16 protein-coding genes are annotated in these 22,403 nt (G+C 42.9%); 3 read left to right on the top strand and 13 right to left on the bottom strand.

Annotated features, from left to right (window positions below):
* Positions 1 to 79 precede the first annotated feature (79 nt).
* The 6 genes from P2W82_RS05640 to P2W82_RS05615 form a co-directional block, all read right to left on the bottom strand.
* Positions 80 to 889 carry a hypothetical protein gene (locus P2W82_RS05640; protein WP_336514873.1) on the bottom strand — a complete coding sequence of 270 codons (810 nt, stop codon included), beginning with the start codon at positions 887 to 889 and terminating at the stop codon, positions 80 to 82.
* Between the two features lie 246 nt (positions 890 to 1,135).
* Positions 1,136 to 2,272, bottom strand: a complete 1,137-nt coding sequence (locus tag P2W82_RS05635; protein WP_336514872.1) for a glycoside hydrolase family 5 protein — start codon at positions 2,270 to 2,272, stop codon at positions 1,136 to 1,138.
* A 25-nt stretch (positions 2,273 to 2,297) separates the two neighbouring features.
* Positions 2,298 to 3,206 carry a cupin-like domain-containing protein gene (locus tag P2W82_RS05630; RefSeq protein ID WP_336514871.1) on the bottom strand — a complete coding sequence of 303 codons (909 nt, stop codon included), beginning with the start codon at positions 3,204 to 3,206 and terminating at the stop codon, positions 2,298 to 2,300.
* A gap of 65 nt (positions 3,207 to 3,271) precedes the next feature.
* Complete coding sequence (locus P2W82_RS05625; RefSeq protein ID WP_336514870.1) at positions 3,272 to 5,713, bottom strand: tail fiber domain-containing protein; 2,442 nt, start codon at positions 5,711 to 5,713, stop codon at positions 3,272 to 3,274.
* 451 nt (positions 5,714 to 6,164) lie between these two features.
* The gene (locus P2W82_RS05620; protein WP_336514869.1) at positions 6,165 to 7,859 is read right to left on the bottom strand and encodes a GMC family oxidoreductase; all 1,695 of its coding nucleotides are present in this window, start codon (positions 7,857 to 7,859) and stop codon (positions 6,165 to 6,167) included.
* 25 nt (positions 7,860 to 7,884) lie between these two features.
* Positions 7,885 to 8,424, bottom strand: coding sequence for a gluconate 2-dehydrogenase subunit 3 family protein (locus P2W82_RS05615; protein WP_336514868.1), 540 nt, complete (start codon positions 8,422 to 8,424; stop codon positions 7,885 to 7,887).
* 134 nt (positions 8,425 to 8,558) lie between these two features.
* Here P2W82_RS05615 and P2W82_RS05610 point away from each other — a divergent pair, with 134 nt between their 5' ends.
* Both P2W82_RS05610 and P2W82_RS05605 read left to right on the top strand, forming a co-directional pair.
* Positions 8,559 to 9,197 (top strand): MCP four helix bundle domain-containing protein, encoded by a 639-nt coding sequence (locus P2W82_RS05610; protein ID WP_336514867.1) that lies wholly within the window; start codon positions 8,559 to 8,561, stop codon positions 9,195 to 9,197.
* Between the two features lie 431 nt (positions 9,198 to 9,628).
* Positions 9,629 to 9,979 carry a hypothetical protein gene (locus P2W82_RS05605; RefSeq protein WP_336514866.1) on the top strand — a complete coding sequence of 117 codons (351 nt, stop codon included), beginning with the start codon at positions 9,629 to 9,631 and terminating at the stop codon, positions 9,977 to 9,979.
* Between the two features lie 6 nt (positions 9,980 to 9,985).
* Here the strand turns inward: P2W82_RS05605 and P2W82_RS05600 are convergent, their stop codons facing one another.
* The 5 genes from P2W82_RS05600 to P2W82_RS05580 form a co-directional block, all read right to left on the bottom strand.
* Complete coding sequence (locus P2W82_RS05600) at positions 9,986 to 11,269, bottom strand: MFS transporter (RefSeq protein ID WP_336514865.1); 1,284 nt, start codon at positions 11,267 to 11,269, stop codon at positions 9,986 to 9,988.
* A gap of 171 nt (positions 11,270 to 11,440) precedes the next feature.
* Complete coding sequence (locus P2W82_RS05595) at positions 11,441 to 12,229, bottom strand: SDR family NAD(P)-dependent oxidoreductase (protein WP_336514864.1); 789 nt, start codon at positions 12,227 to 12,229, stop codon at positions 11,441 to 11,443.
* A 25-nt stretch (positions 12,230 to 12,254) separates the two neighbouring features.
* Positions 12,255 to 13,316: a sugar phosphate isomerase/epimerase family protein gene (locus P2W82_RS05590; RefSeq protein ID WP_336514863.1), complete on the bottom strand. Its 1,062-nt coding sequence runs from the start codon at positions 13,314 to 13,316 to the stop codon at positions 12,255 to 12,257.
* Between the two features lie 9 nt (positions 13,317 to 13,325).
* The gene (locus tag P2W82_RS05585; protein ID WP_336514862.1) at positions 13,326 to 15,875 is read right to left on the bottom strand and encodes a DUF7133 domain-containing protein; all 2,550 of its coding nucleotides are present in this window, start codon (positions 15,873 to 15,875) and stop codon (positions 13,326 to 13,328) included.
* A gap of 63 nt (positions 15,876 to 15,938) precedes the next feature.
* Positions 15,939 to 17,336: a glycosyltransferase gene (locus P2W82_RS05580; RefSeq protein WP_336514861.1), complete on the bottom strand. Its 1,398-nt coding sequence runs from the start codon at positions 17,334 to 17,336 to the stop codon at positions 15,939 to 15,941.
* 466 nt (positions 17,337 to 17,802) lie between these two features.
* Here P2W82_RS05580 and P2W82_RS05575 point away from each other — a divergent pair, with 466 nt between their 5' ends.
* A complete protein-coding gene (locus tag P2W82_RS05575) occupies positions 17,803 to 20,877 on the top strand; it encodes a ligand-binding sensor domain-containing protein (RefSeq protein ID WP_336514860.1) in 3,075 nt (1,024 codons plus the stop codon).
* A gap of 123 nt (positions 20,878 to 21,000) precedes the next feature.
* Here P2W82_RS05575 and P2W82_RS05570 read toward each other — a convergent pair whose 3' ends face one another.
* On the bottom strand, positions 21,001 to 21,471 hold the full coding sequence (locus tag P2W82_RS05570) for a DUF1648 domain-containing protein (protein WP_336514859.1): 471 nt from the start codon (positions 21,469 to 21,471) through the stop codon (positions 21,001 to 21,003).
* 157 nt (positions 21,472 to 21,628) lie between these two features.
* Positions 21,629 to 22,399, bottom strand: coding sequence for a LytR/AlgR family response regulator transcription factor (locus P2W82_RS05565; protein ID WP_336514858.1), 771 nt, complete (start codon positions 22,397 to 22,399; stop codon positions 21,629 to 21,631).
* Positions 22,400 to 22,403 lie beyond the last annotated feature (4 nt).

Here is a 22,403-nt window from a genome sequence, read left to right as displayed (position 1 = left end):
TTCAATGCTCCAGGCGCTGCAATAATCCAGCCATGGTATAAATTAATTAGTATGAATATCAAATGGCAATCCCCCGGAATCATCCGGCAAAAACAAAAATCAAGACTGCACGGATACCGAATTTCGGCTTACTGGCTTCTGGTCCGGCAAGCGGGATCCTGGGACCGATAGCCATCTGGATGGGTTGTTTGCCGATTTTTGTGATCCCTGAAATCGTAGGGTTGAAAAACAATGTTGTTGTACTTGCCTGCCAGTTCTGTGTGAGTTCAAAGTTTCCTCCCAGGCTGGCGCCACTGGCAAAACTCCTGGCGAAGAAAGGCTGAAGGAACATTTGGTTCACCGGCTGCCGGCTGCCATTACCAGCCACACTCCAGAGCTGATTAACAAGAAAACCAATGGTCATTCCCTTCCCCTGTTTTAACACCAATGCTGTAGGACCTGCACCGAATTTTTCTGTTCCGAGGTATTTATCGGTAGCTGTGGGCACCAGCAATGCCGGTCCAAATCCCCAGATCAATCCGTTCTTCGGTTGCGCAGGCGACGCCCATGCACTGACAGTCATATCACTCAGACCAAACTGGTGAGTATCATTACCCGTGATATCGCGCTGATCAACCACGGGTAAAATGTATCGTGTGATAAGATTAAGATTTGAACTGAGCTTTATTGGAATTACCGGCTGAATGTTCAGGGTGTTTTTTGAACCATTGTATGTACCTATCCCCCAATCGGTATTGTTTTGAAAAGGCACACTGATCATGCTGGCGACGGGGTTGGCTAATTTGTCGGCCAAAGCCTGTGCATCTGCAGACGGCTTTTCCTGGGCAAACAGGTTGGAATGAATGATCCCTGAAAACATAATCAGTAAAAATCTGATCTGAACTTTCATGTGACTGGTTTTTACAACGCCTGTTTTTAGAATATTTCCTCTCCTCAGTAGATCAAATAACGATATTAAAAATACATGCTAAGTCAACATGATGTACAAGGATGAAATTTTATCCCCTTTTTTTGATTTTTCTGAAAAATGGCATTTTTTTCAATAATTGTAAAAAATGATCATTCGATGCAGAGGCAAGTCTGGTTTCAATGCTAAGATGGAAATGGGTTTTCAGGAACCCGGACTTATAAAGTTTCAGGCGGGACGAATTACATCCAGAAGTTTTTTGTCAAGTTTATAACCATACCAATCCTGGTAATTAACATCAGTTCTTCCGGAATTCAGAATACCGAAATCACCGACAAAATTCCAGAGCGCATAACCGATTTTATTTGCCTTGAGTATATCAGTGAGGTCAGTAAACCAGGCTATGAAAACATCATGAGGGGTCATTCTCCACGCGCCACATTCTCCGCAGTGAACACCCACGCCGGATTTTGAAAGTTCAATCCACGGTGCGTAATATTTTTCCAGCATTTCTTTGCTGAGGTATTGGTTACCAACCTGGCCAGGCCATTTCGGAAGGGGTGCTTTATCAGGTTCTTTTGTCGTCCACGGAGCTTTATAGTGAGAAATACTTCCCGGAACATAACCGCGACAACTTTGAATGATATTGAGATCTTTGATTTCAGGTATTACCTGGTTGCCAACGCTGTTACCATCAGCAATCACGAGATGGTCTTTGTTATAACTACGAATAGTTTCAGCTGCTTTTTTCGCCACTTTCCTGTAAAGTTCTCCGGGAACAGGACCGGACTTACTGAACTGATCATTCATGTCCTCGCGCATGGCGGGTTCATTCAGCAGATCAAAACTTAGTTTTTTGTTTGATGTGGAACTGAACTGTTTTGCAAAAAGCGCCCAATGCCAGTAAAATGCTTCCTGAGCCGCATTGTCTTTCCAAAGATTGAAGGGCTCGTGAAACCCGGCGTTTATACAATATCCAGGTGCGCGATGAAGATTCAGACTTACGTGTAGCCCATGCTGTTGAGCGAGTTCGGTGAGTTTAAAAATTTCTTCCAGGCGTGCATGGTTAATCCTATACACGTCATCCGGTGTAATATTCTGCTTTCGGTCGATATCGAGATAATATGGATATGCAATGGGGATGCGGATAAAATCAAAACCCCAGTCGCGCATCCATTTCAGGTGTTCGGCTGTCGTTTTTCCCCTGCTGCTGCTGGAAGGTTCCGGTTGAAAAAAGTCAAGAAGGTTAAAGCCTTTCCATTCCGGAGCGGGATTGGTTGTTGGAAATGATGGCAGATCTGTTGACCCCATTGCCAAACCAGCAGCGAGCAGACCGGAGTTCCGGATAAAATCCCTTCTTTCCAAAAGCAGAATTAGTTATGTAAAAAAATTAATGTGCCGGCTCAAGTTTTAATGGCGGCTGTTTTTCGCGGATCTTTTCAATCGCACGAAGTGCACGCTTATGTGCCACGCGTTTTTTATACTCGAACCATTTTTTCTCATTGATCTTCCTCGCGATATTATCAGTAATCCTGAGCACCGATAAGCCCCAGATACCACGGGTGAGGCGCGGAAGTTTGTTCGCCACTGTCCTGATGGCAAGACCAAATCCGCCCGTGACATATTCGATATGATGCCAGTAACCGCTCGGCATAAAGATCGTATCGCCGTGTTCCAGTAAAGCACTCATGCCTTTCGCATAATTCAAGCCCGGAAACTCTTCATAATCCGGATGATCGATGTCAACTATGGAATGGACGTTAAACGGCAGACGATATAACAAATCTGACTGACTCGGAGGAAAAAGTACCACACGTTTCTGACCATGGAACTGTGTGAGGAAAACGTTGCTCATGTCAATATCCTGGTGCATACGCACAACAGATTTCGCCGGTCCGAAAAACATGAAAGGAATTTTGATATATGGACCTGCAATATTAGGATATCCGAAATCTTTTAAAAGTTCAGGCTTATGCTTGAATACCGGGAACAAAAACAGCCTTAGATCGGTAGGCTCTCTTTCGATCAGGTTAAGGTAATCATCGAAGCGCATTACCGCATTGGGAACCTGCAAAGTTTTGGCAATGTCCTCTTTACGGTTACCAAACAGGCCAACCTCAATACTCCCCATGGACTTTTTAAAATAGTCCATGGTCCACTTGGTGTACGCAGGATACTGTTTCCATAAACCACGGAGGACGACGGGTTTCTGAGGCCTGTAATAATCACGGTAAAACTCCTCTTTTGTGATTTTGGATCCGTCCACGATAGGTATCTGCGTACTAACATCAATTGCCATAGCTTCAGATTTGCGGGCCTAAATTACGAAATCTAAATTTTGTATGGCTGCTTTAACAAATGTTATCACTTTACCAGGACCAGTCTTTTGCTATCAGCAATCCTTCCGTCAACGGTTAATTTGTAAACATATGTTCCTGCGGGAAACTGGTGCGCTGAAAGACTAATTTCACCCTTTTGTTTTCCGGAAATATCTGCACTGTACAACTCCTGGCCGGTGAGGGAATATAATCTGATGAATGCCTTTCTCACATTTGATGGCACTTCATACCGGATGATAGTGGTCTGATTATAAGGATTTGGCGCGTTCTGCCAGAGTTTTGCATCAGCAGGAGACAAACTCAATCCGCCACTGTTTCCACCATTTCTGATCATCAATTCAAGCATCTCCATTTTTTTCTCCAGGTCGTCGATTTTAGTTTCCAGGGCATCTATCTGTTCCTGTTTTTCATCAATATTTTTCTGTTGTTCCTTCACTGAATTCACAAGGATATAAAGCAATGCTGTGGCATCGTAATCCAGGAATTGTTGCTTTTTTCCTGTCGTATCCTCGTAAATAAACTGACCGATCATATAAGGTGCAAACTCCTGTACCTCCTGTGCAATCACACCGATAAATTCTTTATCTGTGGCCAGGCCTGCCTGTCCGTTGTAATGAAACCGAACCGGTTTGAATTGTTTTAAAACCTCCAGACCGTCTTTAAATTCTCGGGTATCTTTTTTAAGATTTTTGTCTGATGCTACGATCCATGCCGAGCTTCCGGCCTTGGCTGCGCTGGCTGTTGATAACTGTAACTGGTACGCAGGCGCACTCGTACCGATGCCCACTTTTGCATCAATCAAACCTCCGTTTACTCCTTTGATCGATCCCAACACAAGGCAATTGGATGCTGAAACATAAGCAGCATTACCAATCGCAGTCGCATTTGTAAGAATGCCTGATGAGAAATTAGCGAAATACCCGAGTACGGTATTATTGCTTCCCGTTGTATTTGCACCACCGGATGCATAACCAATAAACGTATTGTTTTTCCCGGTGGTGTTGGCAAACCCGGAAGCATAACCGAAAATTGAATTATAAGATGCGGTCTTGGAATTGTATGCTGTATATCCTCCGACAACGGTGTTATAGCTTCCGGTGGTATTTATCAAACCGGCCTGGTCACCAAAAAAACTATTTCCGTTTCCGAGGCTATTGTCTGCACCCGCGTTGTATCCGAAAAATGAATTACCGGCACCTATCGAATTGTCTTCTCCGGTTGAAAAACCAAAAAAGCTGTTATTGGCACCGGTACTGGTATTATAACCGGAGCGGTACCCAAACATGGAATTACCGCTGCCAGTTGAATTGGTATACCCCGCCGCATAACCAAAAAGACTATTGTAGTTGCCCGTAGTGTTCTTTCCACCAGCAGCACTGCCGAAGAAACTATTGTTGCCGCCTGATGTATTAGCCAGCCCCACTTCGTATCCCATAAAAGTATTGTTGCCGGAAATTGTCGTGTTCGTGCCAGACCGGTGTCCAAAAAAGCTGTTATTATATCCGGTGGTATTGCTATACCCCGAGGCATATCCGAAAAAATTATTTGCGCTTCCGGTATTATTTACTCCTGCACTGGCTCCAATAATAACATTACTGCTACCGGCTGCATTAGCATAGCCGGCAAAGGAGCCGACAAACACATTGTTTACGCCGGTTGTCATACCATATCCGGCCGAAGCTCCGACAATGCTGTTATAACTTGACGTGGCACCACGGTAACCTGCGCTTTCTCCGATATAAGTATTGTAAGAGCCTTTATTTGAAATCCCGGCATCGTTACCAAAAAAGCTATTAAAGCCGCCGGTCGCGTTATACCTGCCTGAATTGTTACCAAAAAAACTATTTCTTGAACCGGTGGTGTTTGAGTTACCGCTTGCAAAGCCTGAAAACGTATTGTTGATGCCGGTAACATTCGCGTAGCCTGCTCCATACCCAACAAAGCTATTGGAGCTGCCTAAGGTATTTGAAAAGCCCGCGGCGTACCCGATAAAACTGTTTCCGGACGCAGTGGTATTTGCCTGTCCCGCATAAGCACCAATAAACGTGTTTGCTTCCGCCGTATTCCTGTAACCGGCCTGAAAACCAAAAAAGCTATTATAGTTCGCTGAACCATTGAAAAAGCCTGTATTAAACCCATAAAAACTATTATTGGAACCTGTCGTATTGTTTTGACCAGCTATGTGCCCGAAAAAACTATTGCCGGAACCGGACGTAGTATAATATCCGGTAAGAGCTCCAAAAAAAGAATTGAAATTACCAGAGGTATTTCGCTGGCCGGCACTCGATCCATAGAAACTATTTTTGCTGCCTGCAATATTATACCAACCGGCATACGAGCCAACAAATGAGTTGTTGTTCCCGGTATTCTGAATGCCAGCACCTGTCCCTGAGAAGTAGTTGTTTTGTGCTGTTGAATAAAACGATAGCAGGATCCCCACTACTGAAAATAGTATTCTTGATTTCATCACGCTAATTTTTAATTTGGAAGCAGGCGCAACTAACAGATCCTGATTTCAAAAGTGAGCCTGGCGGAAATTTTCACGAGGACCAGAGTCGTATAAGTTAATAAACTTCCGGAGATAAAACAATTATACTTCCACCAGGCAGCATGCATGGCAAGTGGATTAAGCTCCATTTTCTCTTTATACCGGTTTTGATGTATGGTCCATCGTTATGGAGAGTGAAATGTCATCAAAGGCAGGAGTAGGGAGCCAGCCTGCCGGCAGGCAGGGCAGGAGATCTGGCTAATAGGGAATAGCATCAGCACCATTTTTAAAGATACTGTCACATCGAAATAATTTCAAAAAGTTAGTGTCAGTCCGTTAATTAATTTCGCAAAAAGATGCAAAGCAGTATATCAGTTATCTGCCTGTTACTAAAGAGTTCCCACCAGGTGTGCTGCCTCTTTACTCCTTACTAAATTTCTCCTTTTTTCATCTGCTGTATCGCATAATCGGCGGCTCTCGCAGTGAAAGCCATATACGTCAATGAAGGATTTTGTGTTGATGTGGAAGTCATGCATGCACCATCAGTCACAAAAACATTCTTACATGCATGCATCTGGTTCCACTTATTGAGAACGGAAGTTTTTGGATCATTTCCCATACGTACGCCTCCCATTTCATGTATGTCAAGTCCGGGGGCCTGTTTTGAATCGCTGGTTTTGATATCAGTAAAGCCGGCCTTCGCAAACATCTCTGATAATTGTTCGAGATAATCCTTTACCATCTTTTCATCGTTATCATCATAATCGATATTGATCTTCAGCAGTGGCATTCCCCATTCATCTTTCTGCACAGGATCGAGAGTTAATGTGTTTGACTCTTTTGGTATTGTTTCACCCATCATATGTGAACCCACCCGCCATGGACCCAACGTCGGGTTATCAATTCCATTTTTTAAATCAACACCAAACTGCGCGTTGACACCTTCGTTAGATCTCCCTCCGCCAAATCCCGCAGCATATCCGCGGAGAAAATCAGTTTCCTGTTTCTTTACATTTCTGAACCGTGGAAGATACGCGCTGGTATGGGAACGACCATCTGTTTTCTTATCCAAAAATCCTTCATATACACCGGAAACACGGGCGCGATAATTATGAAATGCTACATATTTTCCAAGAACACCGCTGTCGTTTCCTAAACCATTTTCGAAACGTGATGATGTTGAATTCAACAATATAAGGTTAGTATTCAGCGCAGCGGCATTTACAAAAATCACACGCGCATAAAATTCAATGGTCTCTTTTGTATTTGAATCAAATATTCTTACGCCCGTGACTTTCCCTTTTTTATCATCATAAATTACAGACTGTACAACTGCATTTGTACGCAAAGTCATGTTGCCTGTTTTTTCTGCCCAGGGAATCGTCGATGAGTTACTACTGAAATATCCACCAAATGGACAACCGCGCTGGCACAAGGTTCTTTTCTGGCATTGTGCTCTTCCCTGGTCAAGATGAATCTGTTGAGGCTGCGTTAAGTGAGCGCAACGACCATAGATCACATGCCTGCCCGGATAGTTTTTAGAAACAACATCTTTGAAATGGTTTTCAACACAATTCAGATCCAGCGCTGGTAAAAACTCACCATCAGGTAGTGTGTCGATACCATCCTTGTTTCCGGAAATGCCGGCAAATTTTTCTACATAACTATACCAGGGTGCGATATCCTTGTACCTGATCGGCCAGTCGGTTGCAAAACCATCCCTTGCAGGACCTTCAAAGTCATAGTCACTCCACCGTTGCGTCTGTCTTGCCCAAAGCAATGATTTTCCACCCACCTGGTATCCGCGGATCCAGTCGAATGGCTTATCCTGTACATAGGGATGCTCTTTGTCTTTCACGAAAAAATGCATTGCATCTTCACGAAAAGCATAGCAACGGCTTACCACCGGATTGTCTTTCTGAATTTCATACGGTGGCTGCCCGCGGTGTTCAAATTCCCATGGCAACATGTTCGTTGTCGGGTAGTCCTTACCGTGACGTACATCCCGTCCTCTTTCAAGTACAAGGGTCTTCAGCCCTTTTTCACAAAATTCTTTCGCTGCCCAGCCACCACTGATGCCGGAACCAATCACGATCACATCAAAATTCCTGTTATTGTCGCCCATATCTGATCTAATAAACGCTTAAAAATTATGCAGCCTTCACCGGAACGCAACCGTGATAACGGCCGGGAACGAGTTCATATACCTGAACTTTTGTAAGAAAATATTCGGATGAGGTATATGCCTGGACAGTATACCTCTTCACGGTGGAAAAAAATTCAGCGGCAGCGTTGCCTTTATCTTTTACTGCGGCAAGTGCTGCAAGCAAAGCTGCTCTTTGTTCAGTATTGCTTTCGCTAAATGATTTACCGTTTTTATCTTTTGATGCCTGTTCAAAAGCTTTGAGTCCATCAAGGAATTTTTCCTGGTCCTCTTTACTGCGACAATCGTCCATCATCTTCAATAAAAAAAGATGAGCAGAAATGTCTTTTGCTCCGGGTGTATTCGTTTTAGGAATGATGGTCTCGGAAATTTCGGCCAGCATGGCTTCTTCGGAACCCGTGATGCTAAAGTTTTTTAGCAGAATCGACGCCTTGCTTTTATTTTCCTGTACGCAGGAAGGTATCAGTACAATTCCTGCTGATGCATATAAAAACTGTTTAATAACAGTTCTGCGTGTTACTGGCATGCAAACGATTTAAGGCGTACAAAATACAAACTTTATCGGTAAAGTGAAAGCTAAATGGTTATAGTACAGCGATCGCAGGCGTTAACAATTCCGCATCGTTGCTTTTGGTAATTTACAGGTCAAACAGATCCACAATGATTGCCGATAAACATAAACCTCCGCTATTGGTAGCCATATTCCTCATGATCGTAATGGTGTTACTGACAAATTTTTCCGACAGGAAAGAATATGATCACCTGGACAAAACTGTCAGTTCAATTTATAACGACAGGCTTATTCCATCGGGTTACCTTTTCCGAATCGCGCATCATCTGTATGTGAAGAACAATGTACTTGAACAACTCAAAGACAACTCGTTTGCTGCGCAGAATACGCTGCGTGACAACAACTTCGAATTGAAAAAACTGATGGCCAGTTACGAGAAAACATATCTCACTCCGGATGAGAAAAAAACATGGAACAGTTTCAAATCTACCTTGGTCAGTTATAATCAAATGGAAAACAGTTTGGCCACTGATGCGTCTTTAGTTTCTTCAGCTGAGCTTACCAGTACCTTAAACAAACTGGAATTTCAACTTCAGGAGCTGAATGAAATACAGGCTCTGGAAGGCAAAAAACTTCGTTCCGATTCTGCGCGCATTATTGATGATACCCGTTTGAATGCTTTACTTGAAATGGCGTTGCTATTTGTAATTTGTATTGCGTTGCTGCGTCTTTCAGGGTTTAACGAAAGGCATCATGGTTTAGGCGGCGACAGAGCGTTATTAAATTAACAGGATACAGAAAACGGATTACAGTATACAGGAGAAGACGGATACTGAAAACAGAAAATCGAAAACTGTAAAAAGCCGCTGGTTTATCGTAGATACGCGATGCATCGCGTATCTACGATAAACGAACAGAAAACTAAATACTGGCTGTTCAAACGAAAAACGTATAACGATGTACCGGCTGTTCCTGATAACTGCCAACTGAAAACCGACAACCCCTGGATCATTTCATCCGGAAATTACCGCAGTTTATACATCTGATCGTTGCTGCTGACTTTATCATTGATGAAATTTACATCGTAAAAAACATCAACTGTGAAAGTGCAGACATCATATAGCAAAAGGCAGAAGGCTCTTCTTCTCCTGGTATTGACACTTTTACTGGGGTTGCTGAGTATCTCATTGTCCATAACCGGACGCCAATATTTTGAATAATGAAACTAATTGCGATCATAACAGCTATGCTGATAACCGGGGGATTATTTTTTTCTCCTGCAAGGAAGGATCTGAAGGGAACCTGGCTGATAGAATCTGCGCAGGCTGAATGCAGTTCAAAAGTGCTTCGATTCCAGACGCAACAGGGCATATTGAAAGGAACTATCGATTTTCCGGCATTGAAGAAATATGATCAGAAACTCATTTCAGTACATACGGAAGAGCAAAATGTCGAAATAAACCTTAACGACACAGATAAGATTGTTGGGAAGTGGGTCAATGACAGCCTGATTACTGCAACGTATACAACTGGCAGTAAGCATTCGATTGTTGAATTAAAAAAGCAGTAGCGAATTTTACTCGCCGATCCTGTCCAGGTTTTTTACTATAAAAATATAGGAAAGCGCACCTGCCAGTCCCAACGCGCCAACGAAAACAAGGGCCGGGCTGAAGTCACCTCCGCGTACAAGAAACCCGATGATTATGGGTACAATGACTGAAGCCAGGTTTCCCATAAAGTTGAATATGCCTCCGGTCAGGCCGATTAGATGTCTTGGTGAAATAAGCGAAACGAAGACCCAGGAAATCATTGCCATGCCCGCACCGAAAAAAGCAAGCGACATAAAAAAAATTACCAGTGAGGTATTGTCTGTATAATTTGCTCCTACAATAACTCCGGAAATTATCAAACCAATAATTATCGGGATCTTACGGGCAACCGCAACCGATTTTCCGCGCGTCACCAACCTGTCAGAAATGAAACCCGATAGTAATAATCCGGCACATGCGGATAAAAAAGGTATGGAAGCGAGAAACCCTGTCTTAATAAAACCAAGTCCGCGGTATTGTACTAAATATGTTGGAAACCAGGTCAGGAAAAACCAAAGCGAGGAATTAATACAAAACTGAGAAATAAAAATTCCCCAAAGTGTACGACTCCTGAAAATCAATGCCCAGTCTTGTTTACTCCAGCCACTTTTTTTGACAACAGATTTATCTTTTTGTCTGAAAATACCACCGCCTTTCTCAATATAATCCAACTCTTCTTTACTCACCTTAGCGTGTTGCAAGGGATCGCGGTAAAGCGTCCACCAAATGATCGCCCATAAAAGCCCCGCCAGACCGGTTACAAAAAATAAACCGCGCCAGCCTGCATAATGTTGCAATGCAACAAGTACAGGCGTTAAAAATGCAAGACCGATGAATTGACCCGCCACATACATGGCCGTTGCCGATGCACGTTCATGATCGGGAAACCAGCTGGTTACAATGCGGTTATTGACAGGATAAGACGGGGCCTCAAATGCACCCGTTGCCAGTCTGAATGCGAACAAACTGGCAAACCCCTTTGCAATTCCCTGTGCAACTGTTGCTAATGACCAGGTAACAAGACAAAGCGTATACAAAAGTCTCGGAGCAATCCGGTCTGCGAGCATACCACCCGGGATCTGTAATGCCGCATAACTCCACCCGAATGCAGAAAAAATCAATCCAAGTTCCACTGAGCTCAGATTCAATTCTTTACCAAGAGATGTTGCCGCTACAGAAAGATTACTCCTGTCCAGGTAATTGATCACGACGTTCATAAAAACAAGAGCAATCATGTAATAACGGATACGGCCAGACGATTTTACGTGCATGCAAAATATTTTAACTTGTTGAACGTGGTCGAACGTTTATCGTAGAACGTTAAACGTAGATCCCGCTATTGAAACAACATCATCTATAGCACCTGTATGCCATTTCAAAACAGGTTTGAAAACACATAGGCTAACGTTTTACGTTAAACGTTGAACGTATTACGTTTTACGTCACCTCGCGGTCCACCCTCCGTCCACCGTCACCATTGATCCTACCATATAAGCAGATGCATCACTTGCCAACAATATTGCGGCGCCCTGGATTTCTTTCAGTTCGCCCCAGCGACCCATCGCCGTTGCTCCCACGATAAACTTCTTTCCTTCTTCGGTTTCAGCAATGGATTTGTTCATATCGGTAAGGAACGGTCCGGGACAGATAGCATTAACGTTGATGTTAAACCCGGCCAGTTCAATTCCCAAAGCTCGTGTCATTTGTACAACGGCACCTTTACTTGAAGTGTAAGGTGTTCGGTTCGACAATCCCACCAGCCCTAGCGTACTTGCCATATTGACAATCTTTCCACTGTTGTTTTTTTTCATGTAAGGAACTACAGCTTTTGAACAAAGCCATGTTCCCGTCACGTTCACCTGCATCACGCTTGAAAAATCAGCAAGACTAAGTTCATCAATAGGCCCGCGGATATTAATACCTGCGCTGTTCACCAGGATATCGATCTTTCCAAAAACCTCCATCGCATGTGCAGCCATGGATTCCGTCTGTTGCTGATCGGTGATATCTGCAGGGAATGAAATAATCCGCGTCCCATATTGCGCGCTCAATACGCTTGCGGCCTCTTCCCCTTCATCCGCCTTCCTGTTTACGAGCATAATTTCAGCTCCGGCTGATGCTAATGCTGCAGCCATCGCAAAGCCAAGACCTTTTGATCCTCCTGTAATTATTGCTGACCGGCCATTTAAACTGAAAAGCCCTATACCAGGCAGTTGATTTAGTTCATCCATAACGTTTATCTATAATCGCTCACCGTCAGGCTGCAATCGTTTTATTGTATTTTAAACATTCGAGAATATTATTTTCTTCGAGGGCCAGCTTTTCTTCAGCACTCAGCTGGCTGGTTCGCGGTAAAGATTCCGGATATTTACGCGAGCGCACCATTCGTAAGGTATTTGCGAGGTCTTCGCCTGTTCTCGAGCTCAGCACGTTCCAGTATTCCTGTTTCAGGCAAGGAACCTGCAACGGATCGCGCGTGATCATTTCAAGATTGAATGTGATACCCGGATTATGTTTCAGGCAAACTGAATAAATACGTTGCAGATCAAGTATACCTTTGCCCATAGGCACTTCAGATAAAAGAAATCCATCAGCATATTCATCAACACCCATATCTTTTACATGAGTGCTAAATGCATAAGGAGCAAGTTTTTCCACCACATCCATGGGATCTTCAATCAATGAAATGCTGTTTCCAAAATCCAGCGTCACACCGATCCATTCGCTGTTTATTTTTTTTAATGCGTATACCAATTCATCAGCGAGCCAGTCTTTATGATTTTCTACTGCAAGCCTGACCTTATGTTTTGCTAAAACAGGCGTTGTTAACTGGAGAGATTGAATTGCTCTCAACTTAAAATCTTCCACTTCCGCACTGTTATGATAAGCTTCATACCTTCTGCCGGAAGAACTAACGGTTCTCAGTACCTGCGCGCCAGCTTCTTTCGCAGCAATCAACTCCTGCTCGAACCTTGGTACGTCACTGGTGCTTGCCGGAATAGCAATTGATCCTTCAAGGTATAATCCCAGGTTCTCTCTTGTGGCCCGCACTTTTTTTGCAAAATCCGAACTCCAGCCTTTAACCACTACCTGAACTCCGGCCGCGCCGATTTGCCTGCAGTGATTCATCATGTCAACGGCATCTGCAAAGCCGGGATATTTTGCAGACGGAAATTTGGATTGCCAGCGTATACCATAGGAATGCACCACAATTCCCATTGGAACATTGGCAGCACCTGGCGCGAAACTTTCACCACGGAATACGGCCAACCCAAGTGCAGCAGTTCCTGAAGTATGAATGAATGCCCTTCGGTCCATCTGATAAATTTATTTGATTTTAGAAGTATCTGTTTGTTTGATATATGTGTTTAATTCCGAAGCTGTCCATGGCATCACTCTTCCCTGGCTGAGGTGCCGCGTTTTACTTACCATCCCGCGACCCATTGCGCCTGCATTATTTCCCCATTCATTCCTGATATATGTGATCACAGATGCAATTGCTTCATCATCAAGAATGGAATGGGCCGGCATGACAGGCAAAATCGCCGGTACATCATATTTTTTTTCGTTGACCATAATCGGACCCTCAATTCCATGTAGCAGTATCATTACCAATCTCCTCTGATCACCCAAAACCCAATCTGATCCTCGTAATGGTGGTCCCAACCTGTTCATTCCATTTCCATCCATGCCATGACAGGCAACACAGGAACTAAGATAGAGCTGCCGGCCAGTAATAAATGATTGTTGATCAGCAGGTGAAAGTTGATTTCTTACTTTTGCATTTCCTGTGTCAACACGATGTCCGGGCCACTCGAAAAGTCTGAGCATGGCTTGTCTGAAACTACTATCCTTCTTCACTAATGCAGATTTCATCAAGGCAGGTTCCTGGTCAAGCTTTACAGGTCGCATACCGGTGTTTCTGCCCTGGACAGAAACAGCAGAAATAACTGCTGCAACTTTCCAATTCGTGGAGTTTTGTTCAGCCATCAGATTGAACAGCCTGTTAAGTTGATCAGGATTGCGTGTTTGCAGAATTGCGGCCGAAAGCATTTCAAAAAAAATTACGCGACCAGTCCCTGGATGTTCCGTTTTTACCGATCGCCAGAGTTGATGAAGTACATCCATTTCCCAGCCCTGCAAACTACTCATTAACGCATCGCGGAATAAAGCAGAACTATCATAAGTCTTAGCGATGATTTCTTCCAGTTGAATCGCTTCTTGTCTCTCGATTGATTCTGCAGAAAGAGCCATCTGCAATGCCATTAACGGCTTTGAGGTATTTGCGATTTCGATGATTTTCTTTGATACCTCCTTTCTCAGCGATGGATCGTTTTTTATCACAGGTTCCAGTAACCGAAGCGCTGCGCTGCTGATATAAGGGTCTTGTTCTTTCAGCAATTTCACCAATGTGTCGCTGCTCAATAATTGTAAACCTTCAAGCGTCCATAGGGCATGAAACCTCGCAAGCTGTCCTCCCGTCCGTAGAACCTGGTACAAAGCGTCAGCATTATTCTTATTATTTCTTTCCACAAGTTTTTTCTGGGCCTGGTCCCGCACCCATCCATCATCATTTGATAACAGGCTGATTAATACCTGATCATCCAGCTCCGAAAATTTTATTGTACGCTGTGTTTTTCTGTCTTTTGAAACAATCCTCCAGATCCGGCCCTTGTGAATGGGTTGATCCAGCTTCCTTTTAAGCGTTTGGTCGCGGAGATATGGCGTAACATAAGATCCATGTTGCACCTGTCCACGGTACATGTCAACAACATAAAGTGCGCCGTCGGGACCTCCGGTGATATACACGGGTCTGAACCTCTCATCGGTTGATGCGAGAAATTCTGTACCAGGCTTCGGGTCAACAGCAGAAAGAATTACCCCGTCGGTGCTGATCACATTGCGTTTTACCAGGTTTCCTGCGGGTTCGCAAACAAACACATTTCCATAGTATTCTTCACCCATTGAATGACTACGATAACAATAAGGCGCACTTGCTGCTGTAAATTCAAGCAAACGGCCGTTTTTATCAAGGGTACCGCTAACGTATCCACGATTTACCGCTGGATTTGACCTGATGGGATATACCCGGCGGTCAAGTGTGAGACCATGATCGATACCGGTTGTCGGACTGTGATTTTTATTTGCAGAAAGTTCATTCGGTGGTACAAGATCGCCGTGCAGCTGCGACCAATTATAATTGTACATCAGGTGGCCAAAATCATCATGCGTAATTCCCCATTGTCCCCTGAATTCTGTACTGTCGCGTTCCCATTTTCCGTCACGCAACCGATACCTGATTTTTGATCTTGCATTATAATACCAGTTATCGATGTTCCACATAAGTCCATTAGCTGAATGCTCGGGGCTTGGTCCATCAGCATAAACAGAATCCAGTACGATTTTTTCATCCGCTCTCAGATCACCATCGAGATCTTTCGTCAGCCAAAGTTTTCGCTCTTCTGCAATCAATGCGCCTTGCGGAACAATAGCAATCGCTCTTGGTAAAACCAAACTATCAAGCCATACAACAGCATAATCCATTTTTCCATCTGCATTTGTATCTGTAAGTATGGAGATTCGGCCAACCGGATTTTTTTCTCCTTTTCCGTTGATATCAGGCATAAAGCCTCTCATTTCGACGACCCAAAGCCTGCCTTCACCATCAAAGTGAGCAACTACCGGATCTTCAATCATTGGTTCCGATGCCACCAGTTCAATCTTCAATCGGGGCTCAAGCCTGAAAAGTTGCTGAGATTCTTCCGGACTATATGCAGGGGCGGTTTCGTCCAACTTACGTTCAGGCGCACCCGAACAGTGTGGGAAAAGAAATATAATACATACATATGCAGCGGGTATAAGCAGCCGTATCAGCAAAGCATCGTGATTAGTTGAGTAAGTTAAAATTTTTTTCGCTCCTGACACCGATCGAAAAAACTGTTACGCGGTCTTAATATGATAGTCCTCCTTTCCTTTAATCGAAACGATGCTGGCGATAATAGAAGGTGCGCCTATTAACTTACTTACCTGGCTACTACAGATCTGCAAAGCATCAAAAGATTCAAAGTCCCTAGCTATCTTTTCCAGATTTTCTGCAAAACTGTTATTTGCAAAAATCTGATTCGCTGCCCGCAATATATCATGTGCGGAAGGTCTTTCCGTGCGCAGATTGATGCCGGCACCAAAATAACCGACCCTGCTGCAGATCTCGTTTTTACCTTCATATATACCTGCCACAATCATCGGAACTCTATACTTTATACTCATCATCACTCCACCAAATCCGCCATTGCTGATGTACAGATCTGCAAGTGGCATTACCTGCGCAAATGGAATAAAATCGGTGATATAAAAATTGGTTTGCGGAAATCGCGCTTTCAGCCCGGCGGTTTTTGAGCACCCTGTTGTAGCAACCACCAGAATTCTACTGGTAGCAAAAGCTTTTAAAACAGGAACAAGAATTTTCTCCGGATCTTTTTCAATCGTTCCCTGTGTAACAAGTATCAGTTTATCGTAGGATGATTTCAATTTTTTCAGAACATCTATTGTCGGTGCCTTTTTGGAAATGGGATGGAGCTGCCCTGCAAAATGAAGCGTTGGTCGAAATTTTTTTCGATGATACTCAAATGCCAGACTTCCGCTTTGGAGCACCAGGTCCGGCTTGCTGTACAGCATATCTATCACAGAAGTCTTTGGTATTTCAATTCCATCCTCCTGGAACTGCGCTGTACAGATTTTATCCAGCTTTGAATAAATAATTTTTTTTGCAAAAAACTGAAGTACTCTATTCCGTAGTTTTTCAAAAATGTTCTTTGCAGGGGTCAGTCCAATTCCAGGCGGAGCCAGCTCCGGAGATGATTCCATGATCGGCATTATTCCCACTGCTATTACAGGTATCTGCATTTTATCTTTAACATATGGGATACCTGAAAACATGATGTCCGCGATCACCAGGTCGAAAGGGAAAGCAGTAAAGATCTCCCTGATATCATCGAAATAATTCCTGGCCGTATCCAGGTAAGCATGTTGAAAATCGAACCTTAATTTTGAAATAGCTCCTTTGATCTTTTTTCTCTCCGGGTAATAAAATTCAAAATTTTCCTGGTTGAATTTAGGAGGCCTGATAAACGGGAAATGTTTTACGCCCAGTGCAGTAATATTTTTCCTGTACATATCATGCGCATACCAGGCAACTTCATATCCTTCATTGACCAGGTGTTTCGCAAGAGCCGTCAAAGGATTGAAATGGCCGTCTGCGGGAACAGTTGCAAATAAAATTCTCTTTCTTTCAGTCGTGTACCTTATTTCAGGGGTTGAAACATTACTAAACGATTCCATGATATCCTGTCTTTTGAATTTTCAATACAAGAATAAAAATCAAGTCAGAAGCGTGCCAGCGCATTCAGCATCAAATGAAGATTTGTTGATATGAATTGTTAAGGAAGTTGCAGGTTATTAAGTTGTAAGTAGTAAGCAAATTCCTGTTAGGTAATGTGGTTTAAGAAGTGAGCAGGCAACAGTAAGGAGGCAGTCCCATTATCAGCACATCGCTAATGTTTGTTTAAAAAAATAGCCTGGATCATAGTGGAAAATAGCCTCTAAGACTCAAAGACGGGACGGTTGCTCGAAGCTGATCTTTTAGCAATCGTTGAGCCCTGGAGATTTTCCGGCAAAGAAAGTGATATAGAGATTTAAGTGGTTGCGAGTAGCAGCAGGCTGCTGTTATAGGCTGTAACGTTGTGTGTAATAGATTAATGTATAACTTAACAACCTATCACCTAAAACATTCAATTCTGTTTTATATTTGAAATATTATCCAGTCTTCACCTTGCGATATTTTATTCTTTTCTTTTTAGCAGCATTGATCAGTAGCGAAGCGACTTCACAATCCTTCCATCGTTATTCTTTTAACCGCATCAGCCGTGCAAATGGGCTTGTATCTGATGACGTAACTGCTGTCGCACAGGACAGCAGCGGTTTTATCTGGATCAGCACCAGCAACGGATTGCAACGATATGACGGGAAGCGATTCCGCACTTTTCAGCATAATCCTGACGATTCCTCAACTTTGCCGCCGGAAGGTATCGGCCAGATTATTTATGACCGCAAATTCAGGTTATGGGTTCTTACTTCCGCAAATAAGATTGGCATTTTTGATACAAAGCATTTTGTTTTCAGAAGAGTCAATATCAATATCGAACCCGAATTCAGAAATAACCAGATATTGACTTTCAAGGAAGAACCTGACGGACAGATATTTTTGCTTGTCCATAAATACGGACTGGTAAGTCTTGACGAAAAAAATCTGCAGTTTACCCGCGAAGCCAATCCCATCCCGATGCTCGGAAAAAATTTTCCGCAGTTCATATCAAGAGATAATACTACCGGAGACTATTTTGTTACTTCTGTTGAGGGTTTTGATGTTTTCAATAAAAAAAGCGATAGCCTCATTACCCGGGAAGGCAATTCATTTCTTTCAGAGATCAATAGTATACTTCGTAACGAAAATGCGTTTGGCCCGGTTAATATTACACAGGATCACAAGGGAAGGATATGGCTGAACATCTGGTCTAATAAAAGGAGCGGACCAGACCTTCTTTGTTACGACACCGCAGTAAAAAAATGGCACTCCTACGCCAACAGCGTGTCTGCCAGTGCAAAAGGATATCATGAATTCAGGGGGATACTCATTCAGAAAAACGGAGACATCTGGATTTATGGAACTAATCTTTTCGCGAAACTGAACAATGAAACCAATGCATTCGAAGATGTAAGAAATGAGGCTCTTCAGTCATTAAGTGTCCCCTTCGAAATGATTTACCACATGTACGAGGATAAGGATGAAAACATCTGGGCCAGTGCGAATAACGGCCTCTATATTTTTAATCCCGAAAAACAATTCATCTCCACTTTTAGTAACAAAAGAAAGGATGGCGTAGAACAGCATTTTCCCGTTGACTTTATTCTTGAAACAAAATCCGGCAATATTTTTACCAGCATCTGGGGGCTTGGTTTGTTTACTTATGACAATAAGTTTAAACCCATTGAAAGTCCCATTCTTCCTGACAAAGCAAATATTGCACTTTCGGTATGGGATATGGTTGAGCGAAAAAACGGGGATTTCTGGATGGGAATACAGGGTGGCAGTATTTATATTTTTGAAAAGAAAATTAATAAACTGCACCAGTTTAAACCCAGGGCAGTTGAAGATCATACCATTCGCCAGGTCTGTGAAGATTCATCCGGAAGCATGTGGTTCGGAACGCAAAGTGGATTACTGGTGAAATGTGTAAACTCCGACTGGCGGGATAGCACAAATTCATTCAAACTCATTATGCGCATGAATGCGCATGTCATTAAATTATATACGGACAGCAAGGGAAGGATATGGGTTGGTACGGATAGGGATGGTTTGTATGTTATCGATTCACAAACAGACAAAGTAATCGAACACTTTACAGATCTGGAGCCGGGAAATCTTCGTTTGCCCGGCATATATGTAAGTGATATACTCCAATACCAGGATAGTCTTTTTCTTATTGCATCAAGTGGATTATGTGTACTGAATCTTGAGAGAAGAAAGATGGATCGGATCTCTGTTGCAGACGGACTTCCATCCAATGATATCGTTTGTATTACAACAGACCACCTCGGAAATATATGGTTGGGTTCGCAGAGCGGTCCTTACCGTATGCGACTCGGAAGTAAAATGTATTACACTTTCGGGGCAGAAGATGGTATTGTTTTTGGCCGTCGCAAGATTGCCGAAGTAACCACACTAAAAGATGGAAGAATCGTGTTTGGTACAAGCAGTGATTTGCTGATTGTACATCCGGATAAAATAAAACTGCCTGACTTCGCTCCTGTTCCACAGCTTTCTGATTTCAAAGTTTTTGATAAACGCAGATCAGTTGATTCTATTTTAAATAACGAACGGATCGTACTTGCGTATAATGAAAACTCGCTGACGATCGATTTTACCACATATACCTATTCGAATAATCCGGTAGTGATGTATATGATGGAAGGAGTTGACAAGACATGGAAACAGGCGATTCAGAATGAAGTTTCTTACAGTTACCTCGCTCCGGGAAATTATCTTCTGAAAGCCAAATCGATCGTCGCCTCAGGCAAAGAGTCTGATAGATATTTTGAAATGTGGATTGAGATCGAACCTCCTTTCTGGCGTACCTGGTGGTTTTATTTTTTACTGATCCTGGTAGGCATCACTATTTTATATCTGCTGGACCTGGAGCGTATGAACAAACTCAGGAGCAATCAGCAGCTAAGGACAGATATCGCGCTTAATCTTCATGATGAGGTAAATAGTTCGTTGAACAATATCAACCTCCTGAGTGAAATGGCTTTGAGAAAAGCAGATACCCACACGGAAAGATCGAAAGAGTTAATTGTACAAATCAGGCAGCAGAGCAATGACCTGATTATTGCAATGGATGATATGCTTTGGAGCATCGACCCGGAGAACGATTCCATGGATAAAACGCTGTTGCGTATGAATGAATTTATTGATGCGCTGAAGGCAAGACACGATGCAAAGATCACTTTGAATATTGACCCCGATGTTGTCCAGTTAAAACCTGATATGAAGATCAGGCATGGCATATTCACCATCTTTAAAGATGGATTGAGATTGATTTGTCAGCTGGGAGGTGGGAGAGATAGTATTATCAATCTTAATCTTGATAAAAACAAGTTGATGATTGATATGGCGGACAAGGTTAAATTAAACCTCGCGGACCTTAACGTCACCAAATATCTCGAAAACATACGCGTCCATGCTGACCAGATTAAGGCTGACGTGGATATTCAGACTGACAAGGACTCTACCAGGATTGTTCTGAATGCACCCCTCAGTTGAGGCATAATGTTACATGTTAAACGGTGAGCCTAAGCGAGAGCTGGTGTTTATCCGGCGGGTGAGTAAACCTATTGATATATTTATCCCTCGCATCGACTTACATTCTACATTTAACGTTATACATTATTTGGATTTTCTGAAATTCCTGATGAGAAAAAAAATCGTTGGGATGCAAATGAGCAGGATGACAAAAGGAAGAAGCCATCCGCCAAGAACTTCCGCCTTTCCGGTTGCTACTTCAATTGTTTTCCAGGTAATGGTGAGAAATAAAATCGACATCGCCAGGCAAAGTGCCTGCATCATCAGCGATGCTTCTTTCGGATCACCGTTAACGGGCAACCGAAAATAGCTGATACCAGCTTTTAATCCGGCTATCCATCCGATAAATACCGTGCTGATTATGGGAAGAAGAAAAATAGTAGCGCGATTGCCGTAATTGTCGGGCGTCCCACTCCAATCAAAATGAATCGGAACCTGTTCAGGCAGGGAAGAATATTTGCTAATGGCCAGAACCCAGTTAGCGAAGACGATTATCCAGGTCAGCCTTTTCAGGATTTTTTCAGGTTGTGTGGGCGAATTTGTCTCGCGATTCATCAGCGTTTGAGGTGGAATGTAAAATGTATAACGTAAAACGTTGAACGTTGACCTGAGGATGCATAGTTTTACTTTTAATAGTGTTAGTAGCTAAATCCTAAAAAGTAAATATCAACCGCATCGACTTAGGTTTTAAGTTGCACGTTCTACGTTAAACCTATTTCCCTAGCCATCTTTTAAAATCAGTCACTTTTTCCCTGCTTACCAGGGCCTCTTTTTCCACCGGTGGCTTCAGATTCAGCATTAACCGGTTACCGAAATAATCGTGAATCTGTTCAACGCAACCGATCGATACATAGAATGATCGACTGATCCTGAAAAAACTATCGGGATTGAGCATCTCCTCCAGTTCATCCATGGTATAGTCAACAACAAATTTTTTGTTATCGTTTGTTTTGAAAAAATTAAGACGACCATCGCTATAAAAAAAAGCAATATCCTCTACTTCAACTGAAACCAGTTTCTGAGCGTTTTTTACAAGAAATCTTTTCCTGAACTCTTTCGGCTGAAGTTTCTGCTGGAGTTCCCGGATGAGATTATCCATATTCAGTACTGAAGCATCTGCCGGCTTCTGTACCATTTTTTTATATTTTTCAAGTGCATTTCTCAGGTCTTCCTTTTGTACAGGTTTCAACAGGTAGTCGATGCTGTTTACCTTGAATGCTTTCAATGCGTATTCATCATAAGAAGTTGTAAAAATCACCGGGCTCTTCACTTCGAACTGGTTGAAAATCTCGAAGCTCTGGCCATCAAGTAATTCAATGTCCATCAGTATCAGATCGGGAGAAGGATTATTTTCCAACCACTCCACTGAAGTTGCAATACTGTCCGCAGTTCCAATTACTTCTATATCCTTATCAATGGTGAGCAACGTTTTGTGCAGTTTCTTCACTGCCAGTTCTTCATCTTCAACAATAAAAATTTTCATTTTT

The organism is Pollutibacter soli, assembly GCA_029269725.1.
Classification (GTDB): Bacteria; Bacteroidota; Bacteroidia; order Chitinophagales; family Chitinophagaceae; genus Pollutibacter; species Pollutibacter soli.
This window is presented reverse-complemented; position numbering and strand designations above follow the sequence as displayed.

Excerpts from the sequence above, each read along its gene's own strand:
- P2W82_RS05640 (WP_336514873.1), bottom strand. The coding sequence starts at position 889 with ATGAAAGTTCAGATCAGATTTTTACTGATTATGTTTTCAGGGATCATT.
- P2W82_RS05630 (WP_336514871.1), bottom strand. The coding sequence starts at position 3,206 with ATGGCAATTGATGTTAGTACGCAGATACCTATCGTGGACGGATCCAAA.
- P2W82_RS05625 (WP_336514870.1), bottom strand. The coding sequence starts at position 5,713 with ATGAAATCAAGAATACTATTTTCAGTAGTGGGGATCCTGCTATCGTTT.
- P2W82_RS05620 (WP_336514869.1), bottom strand. The coding sequence starts at position 7,859 with ATGGGCGACAATAACAGGAATTTTGATGTGATCGTGATTGGTTCCGGC.
- P2W82_RS05615 (WP_336514868.1), bottom strand. The coding sequence starts at position 8,424 with ATGCCAGTAACACGCAGAACTGTTATTAAACAGTTTTTATATGCATCA.
- P2W82_RS05610 (WP_336514867.1), top strand. The coding sequence starts at position 8,559 with ATGATTGCCGATAAACATAAACCTCCGCTATTGGTAGCCATATTCCTC.
- P2W82_RS05605 (WP_336514866.1), top strand. The coding sequence starts at position 9,629 with ATGAAACTAATTGCGATCATAACAGCTATGCTGATAACCGGGGGATTA.
- P2W82_RS05600 (WP_336514865.1), bottom strand. The coding sequence starts at position 11,269 with ATGCACGTAAAATCGTCTGGCCGTATCCGTTATTACATGATTGCTCTT.
- P2W82_RS05595 (WP_336514864.1), bottom strand. The coding sequence starts at position 12,229 with ATGGATGAACTAAATCAACTGCCTGGTATAGGGCTTTTCAGTTTAAAT.
- P2W82_RS05590 (WP_336514863.1), bottom strand. The coding sequence starts at position 13,316 with ATGGACCGAAGGGCATTCATTCATACTTCAGGAACTGCTGCACTTGGG.
- P2W82_RS05580 (WP_336514861.1), bottom strand. The coding sequence starts at position 17,336 with ATGGAATCGTTTAGTAATGTTTCAACCCCTGAAATAAGGTACACGACT.
- P2W82_RS05570 (WP_336514859.1), bottom strand. The coding sequence starts at position 21,471 with ATGAATCGCGAGACAAATTCGCCCACACAACCTGAAAAAATCCTGAAA.
- P2W82_RS05565 (WP_336514858.1), bottom strand. The coding sequence starts at position 22,399 with ATGAAAATTTTTATTGTTGAAGATGAAGAACTGGCAGTGAAGAAACTG.